Annotated in this window: 15 protein-coding genes; 13 read left to right on the top strand and 2 right to left on the bottom strand. The window is 39.1% G+C overall.

The window, feature by feature from the left end; genetic code table 11:
• The first annotated feature begins 438 nt into the window (after window positions 1-438).
• The 7 genes from C9J34_RS08115 (at window position 439) to C9J34_RS08085 (ending at window position 6,367) form a co-directional block, all read left to right on the top strand.
• Entirely contained in the window at window positions 439-1,089 is a 651-nt protein-coding gene (locus C9J34_RS08115) for a 3D domain-containing protein (RefSeq protein WP_107839358.1), read from the top strand.
• A 390-nt stretch (window positions 1,090-1,479) separates the two neighbouring features.
• Window positions 1,480-1,833 carry an STAS domain-containing protein gene (locus C9J34_RS08110; RefSeq protein WP_107839357.1) on the top strand — a complete coding sequence of 118 codons (354 nt, stop codon included), beginning with the start codon at window positions 1,480-1,482 and terminating at the stop codon, window positions 1,831-1,833.
• Entirely contained in the window at window positions 1,826-2,266 is a 441-nt protein-coding gene (gene spoIIAB / locus C9J34_RS08105) for an anti-sigma F factor (RefSeq protein WP_107839356.1), read from the top strand. The genes C9J34_RS08110 and spoIIAB overlap by 8 nt, the downstream gene beginning before the upstream one ends.
• 52 nt (window positions 2,267-2,318) lie before the next feature.
• Window positions 2,319-3,050 (top strand): SigF/SigG family RNA polymerase sporulation sigma factor, encoded by a 732-nt coding sequence (locus tag C9J34_RS08100; protein ID WP_238600603.1) that lies wholly within the window; start codon window positions 2,319-2,321, stop codon window positions 3,048-3,050.
• Window positions 3,047-4,489, top strand: a complete 1,443-nt coding sequence (locus C9J34_RS08095) for a spore germination protein (RefSeq protein WP_107839355.1) — start codon at window positions 3,047-3,049, stop codon at window positions 4,487-4,489. The genes C9J34_RS08100 and C9J34_RS08095 overlap by 4 nt, the downstream gene beginning before the upstream one ends.
• 74 nt (window positions 4,490-4,563) lie before the next feature.
• Entirely contained in the window at window positions 4,564-5,883 is a 1,320-nt protein-coding gene (lysA, locus tag C9J34_RS08090; protein ID WP_107839354.1) for a diaminopimelate decarboxylase, read from the top strand.
• 130 nt (window positions 5,884-6,013) lie between these two features.
• On the top strand, window positions 6,014-6,367 hold the full coding sequence (locus C9J34_RS08085; RefSeq protein ID WP_107839353.1) for a GNAT family N-acetyltransferase: 354 nt from the start codon (window positions 6,014-6,016) through the stop codon (window positions 6,365-6,367).
• A 216-nt stretch (window positions 6,368-6,583) separates the two neighbouring features.
• Here the strand turns inward: C9J34_RS08085 and C9J34_RS08080 are convergent, their stop codons facing one another.
• Window positions 6,584-7,081, bottom strand: coding sequence for a DUF309 domain-containing protein (locus C9J34_RS08080; RefSeq protein WP_238600602.1), 498 nt, complete (start codon window positions 7,079-7,081; stop codon window positions 6,584-6,586).
• Window positions 7,082-7,155: 74 nt separating this feature from the next.
• Between C9J34_RS08080 and C9J34_RS08075 the strand changes: the two genes are divergently transcribed.
• From C9J34_RS08075 to C9J34_RS08050, 6 genes are all read left to right on the top strand, one after another.
• Window positions 7,156-7,932 (top strand): segregation/condensation protein A, encoded by a 777-nt coding sequence (locus C9J34_RS08075; RefSeq protein WP_107839352.1) that lies wholly within the window; start codon window positions 7,156-7,158, stop codon window positions 7,930-7,932.
• The gene (scpB, locus tag C9J34_RS08070; protein WP_193768939.1) at window positions 7,925-8,491 is read left to right on the top strand and encodes an SMC-Scp complex subunit ScpB; all 567 of its coding nucleotides are present in this window, start codon (window positions 7,925-7,927) and stop codon (window positions 8,489-8,491) included. The genes C9J34_RS08075 and scpB overlap by 8 nt, the downstream gene beginning before the upstream one ends.
• Before the next feature lie 12 nt (window positions 8,492-8,503).
• Window positions 8,504-9,469: a D-alanyl-D-alanine carboxypeptidase family protein gene (locus tag C9J34_RS08065; protein ID WP_107839350.1), complete on the top strand. Its 966-nt coding sequence runs from the start codon at window positions 8,504-8,506 to the stop codon at window positions 9,467-9,469.
• A 157-nt stretch (window positions 9,470-9,626) separates the two neighbouring features.
• Window positions 9,627-11,090, top strand: coding sequence for a multicopper oxidase family protein (locus tag C9J34_RS08060; RefSeq protein WP_107839349.1), 1,464 nt, complete (start codon window positions 9,627-9,629; stop codon window positions 11,088-11,090).
• 141 nt (window positions 11,091-11,231) lie between these two features.
• The gene (locus tag C9J34_RS08055; RefSeq protein ID WP_107839348.1) at window positions 11,232-12,593 is read left to right on the top strand and encodes a HAMP domain-containing sensor histidine kinase; all 1,362 of its coding nucleotides are present in this window, start codon (window positions 11,232-11,234) and stop codon (window positions 12,591-12,593) included.
• Between the two features lie 13 nt (window positions 12,594-12,606).
• Window positions 12,607-13,287 (top strand): response regulator transcription factor, encoded by a 681-nt coding sequence (locus C9J34_RS08050; protein ID WP_107839347.1) that lies wholly within the window; start codon window positions 12,607-12,609, stop codon window positions 13,285-13,287.
• Here the strand turns inward: C9J34_RS08050 and C9J34_RS22335 are convergent.
• Window positions 13,284-13,481, bottom strand: a 198-nt coding sequence (locus C9J34_RS22335) for a hypothetical protein (RefSeq protein WP_238600601.1), incomplete at its 5' end; no start/stop codon positions are given. The two genes, C9J34_RS08050 and C9J34_RS22335, sit on opposite strands and share 4 nt — an antisense overlap.

Genomic DNA, 13,481 nt, shown 5'->3' with positions numbered 1-13,481 from the left:
AGATGTGTATAAGAGACAGGTGTAATTGTAAGCTATATTTCAATGAAAGGAATCTTCAATTATTGGAATATAACAATTTCTAATGAAACCTGAGAGGTTCTAATAATGACAAATAAAGAGTGTCTATTGCAACACCAAAAACAAAAGACTTTGAGATTAAATATAGAAGCAATGAAAAGAGGTTATATCGAAATGTCAACGATAAATTTTGAAATTGCAAACGAAATGTATCATTTAGAAACAGAATCGACATATCGAATAGATGAACAATTAAAAGAGAAAATGTAATTTTTATTTAAGGCAGTGTAAGTTGCTTTTAAAATGCATGGTTGTTCATAAAATTAATTAAATATATAATCGGAGAGGTGGTAGTTTAGTTCTACGTAAGGTCGAATATATAGTTCGCCCAAACAGAAAACGCAAGAATTAAGCGAATAGATGAATAAAAAAATAATCCTAATAATTGTAGCTTCTTTAGTATGGTGGGCTTGGTTTATCATTAATTTAAAAGCTAGTCATATGGAGTACGCTAAAAATGAAAGATCTCCTAGCTTCCAAATAATCAGTAAGCATGAGCAATACATAGATTTTAAAAATCAGGTGAAAGCAATTCATAGGCAAAGAATAGTGGAACAAAGTAGGCTAGAAGAAATTGAGTTAGCAAAAATTAGTGCGATTGAAAGTAAGAAAAGAAAAAAGGCTGAAGAGATGAAACGTCAAGGGGCTGAAAGATTAAAAAAGGAACAATTAAAATTAGAAGAGGAACAAAGTAAATGGATGACATTTAATGCAAGCTACTATGGTCCAGATTGCTATGGCTGTAGTGGGGTTTCAGCTGCTGGAATCGATTTGAGAAAATCGATTTACTATAATGGCTATCGAGTTATAGCGGCTGACACAAACATCATTCCTTTATGGACGATTGTGGAAGTTCAAACGCCCAATGAAACATTTCAAGCCATCGTTTTAGATACTGGAGGGGCGATTAAAGGGTATAAATTAGATGTTTTAGTTTCCTCAGAGGCAGAATCTTATCGAATAGGGAGACATGATGTAAAGTTAAAAATTGTTGGCAAGTATGAAAGGTGAGCTAAAAACGTCATTGTTAACAGCGTAGCTAAATATTTAAAGATAAAATTATACATAAATTTCTTTTTAGGAATGTCCTGTTGTCGCTTCCAATTTAAATGGAAGCCATTATTACAAGATGATAGATATGTGGGTCTATAAAATCGAAGTGTCCTCGATTTTATAGGCTTTTTTATATGAACGTGGAATAAAATCCCGAAAACGTAGAATAACCCCTCAAAAACGTAGAATAAAACCTCACCCTTTTTAAAAAGATGTTTAAAATGTTGATTATTTTCCCATACTTTGGCGTATAGGCACTAGTTTTAGCGAAGTGGCACTAGTTTTGTCAGGTGTGAAGGAAAAGTTTACTCGTCGTTGAATTAGCGTTAGACGAGGAGGCGAAGCATTATGAATTATGAAATTTCGGTGTACCCAGAGCAGATTGCGATTGTTCGCTTGTATGGGGAGCTTGGGCATCATGAGACTGAAAAAATTCGCGCGCAAATTTCGAAGACGATCATGCAAGGACAGGTGACGACATTAATTTGGAATTTGGCGGGTTTGCAATTTATGGATAGCTCAGGTGTTGGCTTAATTTTAGGAAGAATGCGAGAGCTAAGCATCGTAGGTGGTCAAATACTTATTTTGAATCCTTCATCGACAATGCAGAAAATATTCCAATTTTCTGGGCTTGCGCCATATATGATGCAGGCGGATGAGCAGGCAGCTATTTCACATATAAGGGGGATTGTTCATGGATAACGAAATGACATTATCATTCATTGCGAAAAGTGAGAATGAAAGTTTAGCAAGAATGGCGATTATGAGCTTTATCGCGCAGCTCGATCCGACAGTGGACGAGCTGTCAGAATTGAAAACAATTATTTCAGAAGCGGTGTCCAATGCCATTATTCACGGCTATGAGGAGGATGGCAAAAGTGTTGTGACCGTAAGAGCAACGCTAATTGGCGGTACGGTGCAAGTAAGCATTCAAGATTATGGGAAAGGAATTGGCGATGTTGCGCAGGCAATGGAACCTTTATTTACGACGAAAGCGGCTTTGGAACGCTCAGGAATGGGCTTCACGATTATGGAAAGCTTTGCGGACGAGCTTGTTGTACAGTCGGTTGAAGGCGAAGGAACGAGCGTGACATTTACGAAAAAAATATCATCGGCACATGCGTCAGTTATGTAAAGGGGTGGGGACAATCGAAAAGTCTTCAGAAGTGTTGTTGACGCAAGCAGAGATGCGAGTATTAATTGAGCACTCGCAGCAAGGGGATATTGACGCAAGAAAACGGATGATTGAGGGGAATACAAGGCTTGTTTGGTCGATTGTCCAGCGCTTTTCATCACGCGGTGTGGAGCTAGAGGATTTATTTCAAATCGGCTGTATTGGCTTGATGAAATCCATTGATAAATTCGATTTATCTTATGAAGTTAAGTTTTCAACCTATGCGGTGCCGATGATTATTGGCGAGATTCAACGATTTTTACGCGACGATGGCATGGTGAAGGTCAGTCGTTCTATTCGCGAATTGAATTATAAAATTCGCCATGCAACAGAGGAATATATGAAAACGAATGAGAAGCCGCCATCCATTTCAGAGTTAGCAGAGCGTTTAGGGGTAACGCAGGACGATATTATCGTGGCGACAGATGCGATGCGTGATCCTGCCTCTTTACATGAGCAGCTATTTGAAAATGATGGCGATTCGATTACATTGATGGATCAAATGTATGATGAAAAATCACAGCTTCCATTTGAATACATTCCACTTAAGGAAATGCTGACAAAGCTTGATAAACGAGAACAATCCATTATTTATTTACGCTATTTTGCTGATTTAACGCAAACAGAAATAGCGGAGCGGCTTGGTATTTCGCAAGTGCAAGTATCGCGCTTAGAGAAGAAAATATTAGCACAGCTGAAGCAGTGGATGGATGTGACAACAACGAAAAAGGCAGTGAAAAAATGAAGAATCAGCTTTTTACAACTTTAGAGCAGGCAGAAGCGTATTTGCGAGAGGTATTAGGCGAGGGTGAATCCTTTGATGTTTGTATAAAACCTATTTATGTACGCAATATGGAAGTGCTATCTGTCTATATTTCAGGGCTAGTGGATAGCGAGACATTGACAATTTTGCTCGCTGAATTGCAGTTTGAGGAACGCGAGTCTATTGAGGATGAGCCCGCCTATTTCGATGCGCATTTTAATTATCATGGCAAAGAGCCTGTCGAAACGATTGAAGATTTTTTATTAGGTGTCTTGAGTGGGCGGATCGGCTTTGTGACAGCACATGGCCATTGTTATTGCGCAGAATTTCGTAAATATCCAGGGCGCAATCCAGAGGAACCTGATAATGAAAAGGTGATTCGTGGTGCACGTGATGGCTTTGCCGAAAATATTATGCAAAATACGGGGTTAATTCGCCGAAGAATTCGAAGTGCCGATTTACGCTTTCAGCTTTCGCAAATTTCCAAGCTAGGAAAAACAGATGTCGCACTTTGCTATATGAAAGATTTAGTGAATGAAGAGCATCTCCACTGGCTACAGGAGCGCTTTCAAAAAATTGAGCATGATGGTTTAACAATGGCGGATAAGTCTTTGGAAGAGTGGCTCTTTAAGCAAAAGTTTCACCCACTGCCATTCGTCCGCTATTCGGAACGCCCAGATATTGTAGCGGCGCATTTATTGGAGGGGCATATCGCAATTATTGTTGATACATCCCCTTCTGTTATGCTAATGCCTGTGACGATGTTCCACTTTTTACAGCATGCAGAGGAATATCGTCAAGCACCGCTAATTGGTTCTATGATGCGACTTTTACGTTATGCAGCAGTTCTTCTTAGCTTAGTATTACTGCCGTTATGGTATTTATTTGCGAAAGAAAGCCATTTGTTACCAGAGTCACTTTCTTTTTTAGGGATAGCAGAGCCGTCAGAAGTTCCGCTATTTTTACAAATTTTAATTGCTGATTTAGGAATTGAATATTTGCGAATTGCCGCTATTCATACACCGACACCTCTTTCGACCGCCATGGGCTTAATTGCGGGGATTGTTATTGGACAAATTGCTATTGATGTCGGTCTTTTTTCAAGTGAGGTTGTATTATATACAGCGATTGCCGCCATTTTCACATTTGCAATACCGAATTATGAGCTAAGTATTTCGATTAAAGTTTTCCGTATTTTTTTATTGATTATGACAGCGTTATTTGAGGCTAATGGGTTTTTCATTGCGCTATTTATTATTTTTTCTTATGTATGTGCGCTACGCCCGATGAAGGTGCCATATATGTGGCCGTTGGTTCCATTTTTTCCGAAGGCATTTATACGCGTCTTTATTCGCTTTCCAATGTCTGATGATGCACTTCGACCGTATGTTGTCGGCGCTCAGCAACGAAAACGAGCATAAAGTGCATTGCGCTCAGTTCTCTCCTATGTTAAAGTTCTCATATACAATTTTTGAACGATGATGGAGGAGAGAATATGCATTTATACGGGACACAAGGTATTTCAAATGAAGGCCATTTAACAATTGGTGGAGTGGATACGGTAGAGCTTGCAAACGAATATGGCACACCACTATTTGTTTATGATACAGCGTTAATCCGCGAGCGCGCTCGAGGCTTTATTGATACGTTTAAACAGCTTGGTATTAAAGCGGAGGTCGCGTATGCCTCAAAAGCATTTGCTTGTGTGGCTGCATACCAATTAGCAGCGCAGGAAAATTTATCGTTGGATGTTGTATCTGGCGGCGAATTATATACGGCGATTAAAGCAGGGTTTCCATCGGAGCGCATTCATTTCCACGGCAACAATAAATCTTATGCAGAGCTAGAGCTTGCTTTTGATACGAAAATTGGCTGTATTGTTGTTGATAATTTTTATGAAATACGCTTGCTCAAGGAAATTTCTGAGGCAAAGCAGCAACCGATGCGCATTCTACTGCGTGTAACACCTGGTGTTGAAGCGCACACACATGATTTTATTACGACAGGTCAAGCTGATTCGAAATTTGGCTTTGATTTAAATAATGGGCAAGCAGATCTTGCTTTTGAAGAAGTCAAGGGGCATGAGTTTTTACAGCTTTTAGGCTTACATTGTCATATTGGTTCACAAATTTTTGAAACAGACGGCTTCAGTTTAGCTGCGGGTAAGCTGATGAAAAAAATTGGTGAATGGAAAGAAAAGCATGGATTTGAATGTACTGTTTTAAATTTAGGCGGCGGCTTTGGTATTCGTTATACGGAAGAGGATAAGCCATTAGCACCACATATTTATGTAGCTGAAATGATTAACACTGTGCAGACGGAGGCAGCTGCATTAAAATTAACAATGCCAGAGATTTGGATTGAGCCAGGACGTTCACTTGTTGGGGATGCGGGCACATCACTTTATACGATTGGTTCACAGAAAACAGTGCCAAGTATTCGTGAGTATATCGCAGTAGATGGCGGTATGAGCGATAATATTCGCCCTGCACTTTACGATGCAAAGTATGAGGCTGTGATTGCCAATAAAGCAAACGCGCCAAAGGAGAGCACGTATACAGTTGCAGGTAAGCTTTGTGAATCAGGAGATAAGCTGATAGTAGATGCTGCGCTGCAACAAGCAGAGTCTGGTGATATTTTAGCGATGTTTTGTACAGGTGCCTACGGTTATTCGATGGCTTCAAACTATAATCGCGTACCGCGCCCAGCCGTTGTTTTCGTAGAAGCAGGTGAACACCAGCTAGCGATTCAGCGTGAAAGCTATGATGATATTGTCCAAAACGATCTCCCATTAGTATTGAAAAAGGGTGAATAATCGTTGAGAATATCAAGGTGGAAACTGTTAATTGGGTTAGTTACATTTATACTATTTTGGAGTTTGATTTATATTTTTGTTATCATTCCGACCTTTTTAGTGGATTAACAGAAAATGAGGAAATGTAAAGATGTTAGTAAAATATAAAAAAGCGTTTGAAAAAATTGCAATGGGCTTAATTTCGTTAATGCCAAACTGCAAGGATTCAAAGCAGTTAATGGATACTGTTCAGCATTATGAGCAGACGCCAGACTGGCAACTCTATTTATGGAAAAAGGACGATGAGTTTGTTGGGGCAATCGGTGTAGCCGTGGAAAATGAAATGGCTACCATCCAGCATATATCAATTATTCCTTCCTACCATGGTGAAGGAATTACTGCTGAAATGCTGGACGAGCTACGTGCTTTAGGTTGTTATAATAGCTTGCAGTATAATGATGAAACAGCACCGTTTTTGCGAGTGCATTTATCACATAAAGATTAATGAAAGGAGGCTGTGGGGAATTAGTTCCTACAGCTTCTTTTCTTATAAGGAGAGAATGCTGAGATATACTTTATCATGATTCAGCATAGCATTCTTTATTGCGCGAAAGCGAAGCGACAGCAGCATTCTTTATTGCGCGAAAGCGAAGCGACAGCGGCATTCTTTATTGCGCGAAAGCAATATATCATGGCGCTAGGAGTATCCCAAAATAATTTTTCAGACACTTCCTTTTTTGGCGTTCAATTTAGCGTGACGTTCCGCAACAATCGCAGAGCGGTCGCGCAACTTATGTTTATCACGTAAAAATGTAGATGCCATAGGCTCTAGCGCAGCTATTTGCGCGTTAACTAGCTGTTCGAACGGTTCGTTAATAATGGTTAGTTGAAATGCTTGAAAAGCTTCCTCCATTTCAAGCGCAGTAATTGCTTTTTGAAGCTTTTGTAATAAATCACTTTGATCAAGCATGTCGAAAAAAGGCGATTCCTTTTGCAGGCAATAATATGCTTTTTGCAATGTGCGCAAAGCCCCGTTTTTATTGTCACGTCGCCAATGATACAAGCCAGTTGCGAGCTGGACAAAGCCTACAAGAATATGCTCTCTGTCACCTGGTGCAATTTCTTTCCAATATTCCTCTAACACTTCATGGCATTCAAAATAGTCTTTGTTACCATTAAAATAAGCACAATATTGCACGAATAATGGGTTCATAACCATCACCTTTCCTCTTTACGAAGTACGTATTAAAATAGTATCATAAAGCTCGACAAGAAACGACAGGTGGTAATCAAATGTCTTATGAAGTAAAACTGGAAGCATTTTCAGGGCCTCTCGATTTATTATTGCATTTAATTAATCGTTTGGAAATTGATATATATGATATTCCGATGGCAGAGTTAACTGCCCAATATATTGACCATATTCATGCAATGCAAGTGCTAGAATTAAACGAAGCGAGTGAATATTTAGTCATGGCAGCGACGTTACTTGCAATTAAAAGTCGAATGCTTCTCCCAATCCATGAAGGTGAAATGGATGATACGGAGTTTGAATTAGATAGTATTGACCCGCGTGATGAGCTTGTTGCGCGTTTAATCGAATATAAAAAATATAAGGAAGCGGCGACACAATTACAAGTGCTCGAAACAGAGCGGGCGCAAGTGTATACACGTCCGCCGGCAGATTTATCCGAATTTATGCCAGATGAGCAGCTAGCTTTATTTGATGCAAATGTGAACGTATACGATATGCTCGCAGCATTTCAAAAGCTACTGCGTCGTAAACAATTAAAAAAACCTTTACAAACGAGAGTGGCAAGGCAGGAAATTTCTATACGGGAAAAAATGTATTCTGTTGTTGCTTCTTTAAAGAAAACAGGGGGACGTGCCATGTTTTCAGAGCTATTTCCTTATGAGGATAAAGCAACCTTAATCGTTACATTTTTATCGTTATTGGAATTAATGAAGCGTCAAGTCGTATTCGTAGAGCAGCAGCGTAACTTCGAGGATTTGACGGTGTTATTACAGAAGGAGGAGCTAGATAGTGAGTTCGAAGATATTGATGAGTAAAATAGAAGCGCTCCTCTTCGTCGTAGGAGATGAAGGCATGACAGTGCGTCAGCTAGCCAATTATTTAGATGTCGAAGATATGGACATTGAAGCAGGACTAAGTGAGCTTGCAACGCAATATAATGAATCAGAGACATCTGGTATTACGTTGAAGCAATTAGCAGGTACATACCAATTAACGACAAAACCAGAAATGGCAGAAACAATCAAAAAACTTGTTGAGAATCCAACGAATCAGCTACTAACGGCTGCTTCTATCGAAGTGCTAGCGATTATTGCGTACAAGCAACCAATTACAAGAATTGAAGTGGAGGATTTACGCGGTGTGAAGAGCGAAAAACCGATTCAAACACTTGTTTCAAGAGGGTTAATTCAAGATGTCGGACGCGTTGAAGGGACAGGGCGTGCCATTTTATATGGTACAACGAAGGAATTTTTAAATTACTTCGGCTTGAAAGACATCGCAGAGCTACCGCCTTTACCAGAAGGGCATGATGTAGAAGAAGAGCAGGAAGCCGATTTATTTTTAACGAAATTCCAAGAAGCATTTAATGACTAAAGGAGTGAATAGTTGAAAAAGTGGCTATGTGTCGTATTGTTTTTTGTTTTATTGCAGCCTTCAGCACAAGCAGCAAGCCATGCCTACGCAGTAATTGATGCAGAAACAGGTAGGTTGTTGATGGGAGCGAATGAGCATGCCAAGTTACCAATTGCGAGCTTAACAAAAATATGGACGGCATTAGTTGTCCTTGAAAATAGCAAGCTGGATGATAAGGTAACGATTTCGGAGCGTGCCGCATTAAGTGAAGGTTCTTCTATTTATTTAGAAAAAGGGCAAACATACTCGATTGAAACATTGCTATACGGCTTGATGCTACGCTCTGGTAATGACGCTGCATATGCGCTGGCGGAGCATGTCGGTGGCTCTGTGGAGGGCTTTGTTTATTTAATGAATGAGCGTGCGCGGTTAGCGGGCTTGTCCGATACAACATTTAGCAACCCATCAGGTCTACATGGTGAACAGCATTTGTCCTCTGCCTATGATACTGCACGCATGCTACAAGTTGCGATGCGCAATGAGCAGTTTAAAAAAATTGCGTCAACGGTTGTTTTTAATGGGGAGCAAAGCTGGAAAAACAAGCACCGCCTGTTATCCGAGAACAATGGTGCCATTGCAGGCAAGACAGGCTTTACAAAAGTAGCAGGTCGCACGCTTGCTACCTATTTTCAAAAAGAGCAAAAACAATTTATCGTTGTGACATTAAATGAATCAAATGACTGGCGTGTACACAATGCCCTTGCAGATCATATTGCGACAAATTATGCGGAGCGTACGCTAGCTAAAAAAGGAACATACACAGTAGCTGGTGAGAAAATAATTGTGAATAAGCCGATTAAAATGCTTGTGACGAAAGCAGAAGTGCGGGATTTACACCATGTCGTCTATTTACCAACAGATGCTCGTAAAAAAGATGCCGTATGGTATGTCTACGCAAAAGGCCGCCCTGTACATGCGGTGGCAGTACAAAGAGAATAAGCAAAAGATGCATGGCCTCTCCATTGTTAAGAGATATACTTGACAATTTGGGGCTATTTTTTGTGGGTTTTTTCTGAACAATATAGTGAGCAACTCCATAAATTCTCCATATTTATTTGTTACAGTGAATAGGAATGAAGACTAAGGAGGAATTTTGATGAGATTAAAATTTTTAGCTGCACCATTTTTAATAGGAAGTATTATTCTTGGCGGCTGTAGCGCAAGTAATTCACATAAAAATGAACACGGCATGATGGATCATTCAACTATGAATATGGAGAATGACCATGCTAGTCATACAAACCCTATTGCGTTAAACAATTCAACAGGGCAAAATGAAATAGCACTTCCTTCAATAATTGAGCCTCAAAATGGCCTCGTAAATATTACAGCTCAACAAGGGGAGACAGAAATTTTTGATGGATTTCAAACAATGACCTATGGTTATAACGGGTCGTTTTTAGGGCCAGTTATCAAGATAAAAAGTGGAGAAAATGTGACATTTAGAACGAAAAATGATTTATTAGAGCCAACAACATTCCACTGGCATGGTCTTGATATTCCTGGAGATGGAGACGGAGGGCCACATCAAATTTTAAAGCAAGGTCAATCTGTTGATGTTAACTTTACGGTCAATCAAGGTGCATCCACATTATGGTTTCACCCACATCCTGAGGGAGCGACAGCAGAGCAAGTATACAAAGGTTTGGCAGGGTTAATCTATATCGAGGATGACAATTCTTTAAAGCTTAATTTACCGAATGACTATGGTAAAAATGATTTCCCTCTCGTCTTTCAAGATAGACATTTTACTGAGGAAAAACAATTTGATTATAATGCAGTGCAAAATGCCGACGGTACTATCGGCAATACATTGTTAGTAAATGGTACTTTCAATCCTAAGCTGACTGTTGGTAGAGAACGTATAAGGTTGCGTTTATTAAATAGCTCAAACGCCCGCAATTATACATTTAAATTAAATACAGGTGATGCATTCCAGCAAATCGCTACAGATGGCGGATTTTTAAACAAATCAATTGAACTAAATGAAATTACATTAACACCTGGTGAAAGAGCAGAAATAATCATTGATTTTTCAAAGTTTGATGCAGAAAGTGATGTAGCACTTGTAAATGAAGAAAATATACGCTTACTGCCATTTAAAATAGAGCATCCAAAATCAAGTTCAACAGCTATTGCAGAAGTTTTAAATGATTATGTGGTAACAGAGGAAGAGAAAAGCTTGCCTGTAACGAAACAGCTGGAGCTCTTTGGGATGGGAAAAATGGTGACAATCAACAACCAACAATTCGATATGCATCGAATTGATTTCACTCAAAAATTAGGTGAGACAGAAATTTGGGAAGTTTACAATAAACCAGATACGATGGGTGGTATGATTCATCCGTTTCATATTCATGGGACACAATTTAAAGTTGTTTCGATAGATGGGGAAGAGCCAGCTGCTAGCCTACAGGGCTGGAAGGATACAATCTCCATTGAGCCGAATCAAACGGTTAAGCTAGCTGTCAAATTTAATAATAAAGGCATCTATATGTTCCATTGTCACCTACTAGAGCATGAGGAAAATGGAATGATGGGACAGGTAGAAGTAAATTAAAGTGCAACGAATAGAGAATTTCGTCAGTAGCGTTCATCAAAAACCTATGAATTGAGATATAATGAACACCTTTAATTTATGTCTGCATAATTTCTTCATATTAGCTTTCGTATTAGTAATTGGAAAGGAGCAATTGAAATAGTGAATAAACTATCGACAAAATTAGCAATTAGCTTCTTTTTAGTTGTGTTAATAATGGAGTCTCTTCTGATGTATTACCTTCATCGAAGTATGATTAATACAAGAGTGGAGGAGGAATTTTCTTTACTATTAGCAAACGGTGCGAATCATCGTGATGTACTTGTAGAACATTATTCAGAAACTACTTTGAAGCATATTTCTTTGATGGAGAAAAACGGCAATAGAGAAGTGATGATTACAAATAAAACAGGTGATATCATCAGTAGCTCGGATCACTCTTATACGATACAAGCGGCGTATCAATTAATTATTAAGGATATTCACAATGAAAAAGATGAAATAGTCGTTTCTAGTTGGAGAGAGTCACCGTATATTATGAGCGTCCATCCATATAAAGTCGATGAAGAACGACAGGGTTATGTGCTTATGCTGCAAAGCACAGGCTCACTTAATCAAATGGTAGATAAAATGAATATGCATTTTGTTTTATCAGGCGTTACGGGGTTTGTTGTGTTGTTTATCGTGTACGTTATGCTGTCAAAAATTATTACGCGCCCTTTGATGCGTATGAAGGAAGCAACAGAGAAGTTGAGCAAGGGCGATTTTAAAGTAAGCTTGCCTGACTTAGGGAAGGATGAGCTAGGTGAATTAGCAAGCTCGATTCATAAATTAGCCAATGACCTTGAGCGTTTGCAAAATGATAGAAATGAATTTTTAGCTGCGATTGCGCATGAATTAAGCACACCCCTAACCTATTTAATAGGCTATTCCAAAATTGCCATGAGAGAGGGCATTCGTGAGGAGGAGCGTCAGCATTATATTGAAATTATCGGTGAAGAAGCGAATCGCATGAAGGATTTAGTGAAAAATTTATTGGATTTAGCGCGAATGAATGAGACAGCGTTTGACGTGTCCAAAAAAACTTTTCTCGTTAGACCATTTTTAGAAAATGTGTGTAAACTTGTTGCCTCCTCTTACAGCTTAAAGGAAATACAGCTTGAGCTTGTTTGTGATGCGCAGCTCCAAATTTATTCGGATCGAACACGCTTAGAGCAAATAGTTCTCAACTTATTGGATAATGCGTTGAAGTATTCTAATGAAAATGCAGTCGTTACGTTAAAGGCTGAATCGAAAAATGGCAAAATCGTTGTTTCTGTGAAGGATACAGGCATTGGCATTCCAACTGAGGAAATCGACTATATTTTTGAAAAGCTATATCGAGTTGAGAAGTCCCGTTCACGTATAAATGGGGGCTCTGGAATAGGGCTTGCTATTGTAAAGGAGCTTGTTTCTACACTTGGTGGGACGGTTGAAGTGACAAGCAAAGTAGGAGAAGGAAGTACATTTACAATAACAATGTAAAGGTGGTATATAAATGCAGACCGTTCTTTTAATTGATGACGAACAGAGGATGTTAGATTTAGTAGAACTTTTCCTTATACCACACGGCATTGCATGTTTGAAGGAAACAAGTGGTGAAAACGCGCTAGAAATATTGAAGGAAAAAGAAGTGGATCTTGTCCTTTTAGATGTGATGATGCCTTATATGGACGGCTGGCAAGTATGTCAAAAAATACGTGAGTATTCAAATATCCCAATTATTATGCTAACCGCACGAGCTGATAAGTTAGATTTAGTGAAAGGGTTGGAGCTGGGAGCCGATGATTATATTGCGAAGCCTTTTGATGAAAGAGAATTAGTTGCGAGGGTGAATGTACAATTACGCCGAGCCTTCGAAAATAATAAATCCAAAAAAGCTGTGATATGCTTCAAGAAATTTATGTTAGATACAGAAATGTATGCTCTACACTATGAGTATTTAACGATACAACTTACGTACAAGGAGTTTTATATAGTAAAGGCACTGATTTCTAGACCTTCTAAAACGTTCACGCGTGAAGAATTATTAAGTGTAGCATGGGAATATGAAACGGAAATCGATATTCGAACAGTGGATTCTCATATTCGAAATTTAAGGGACAAGCTAAAGAAAGCTAATTTTCCAACAGATACATTTTTAAAAACCGTATGGGGCATTGGTTACAAGTGGCATTAGTCTATTGGGAGATGGCTAATAAATGGAGAGAAGCGCAGATAAATCATGGAAAGGCGCAGATAAACTGAGAGAAGCGCAGATAAATCATGGGAAAGCGCAAATAAATCGAGAGAACCGCAAATAAATCGAGAGAACCGCAGATAAATCGAGAGAACCGCAGATAAATCATAGAAAAGCGCAAATAAATCGAGAGA

Origin of the sequence: Metasolibacillus meyeri (assembly GCF_003049505.1) — a bacterium.
Lineage (GTDB): Bacteria > Bacillota > Bacilli > Bacillales_A > Planococcaceae > Metasolibacillus > Metasolibacillus meyeri.
This window is presented reverse-complemented; position numbering and strand designations above follow the sequence as displayed.